At 67.8% G+C, this 788-nt stretch carries 2 protein-coding genes; both read right to left on the bottom strand.

Annotated features, from left to right (window positions below; all coding sequences use genetic code 11):
• Nucleotides 1–163 precede the first annotated feature (163 nt).
• On the bottom strand, nucleotides 164–487 hold the full coding sequence (locus tag ELR45_RS11305) for a hypothetical protein (protein WP_129666033.1): 324 nt from the start codon (nucleotides 485–487) through the stop codon (nucleotides 164–166).
• Between the two features lie 116 nt (nucleotides 488–603).
• Nucleotides 604–788, bottom strand: a 185-nt coding sequence (locus ELR45_RS37495) for an RtcB family protein (RefSeq protein ID WP_205856413.1), incomplete at its 5' end; no start/stop codon positions are given.

Raw genomic sequence — 788 nt, forward strand, 5'->3', positions numbered from 1 at the left:
CACCTCGGCGTGTTTCGACTTGACCCACCATGATTGTCACATGCGGTTCGTCCTCAGCGCCGGTGTCCTCGCGGTCGGCGTGGTCTCGGCTAGGGCGCCACGCATTTAGGAGACGTGCCCTAGCGCCGCGTGGTGAGCGGCTCTCCCTCGATCCGCACCGCCGCTACCGCCTCCTCAGCTGCCAGCAGACCGCGGCCGCGAGCATCACACCTGCCATGAGCATCACGCCGAGGAGCGCGAGCATGTTCCCCCACGCTGCCCGCGCGGCAGAGGGCGTCTCGAAGATGCCGGGTTCGATACCGCCGACATAGAGCACCATCCCAAGGAAGAAGGCAACGACTCCCGCGACTCCCATCGCGACCAGCCACGGGTTCATCGGCGCGGGCGCTGCGCTCCGGCCGCCGGCGGGATCCTGCTGGGCGAACGCCTCGCCCGTCGCGAACTCGGGATTGACCAGCCGGTTGTACCTGGGCTTCTCGTCAGTCATGCCACGCACCTCCTCGAGGGGTTCCACACTTTCCCAGAGGTATTGCCGGCGCGCAACAGGCGCCCGGTGAGCCCGTGGCGATGTAGCCGCTAGGTGCGAGCACCCGGGCTCCGACGTCACTCGCCCTTGACGTTGACGACCTGGCGCAGCGTGTGCCGGATCTCGACCAGGTCGGCGGCGTCGGCCATCACGACGTCGATGTCCTTGTACGCCTCGGGGATCTCGTCCAGGAACGCCGCTGAGTCACGCCACTCGATGCCGGCCATGGCCTTGCGCAGCTGCGCGTGCGTGAACGTCTTGC

It is taken from the genome of Phytoactinopolyspora endophytica (genome assembly GCF_004138495.1).
Classification (GTDB): domain Bacteria; phylum Actinomycetota; class Actinomycetes; order Jiangellales; family Jiangellaceae; genus Phytoactinopolyspora; species Phytoactinopolyspora endophytica.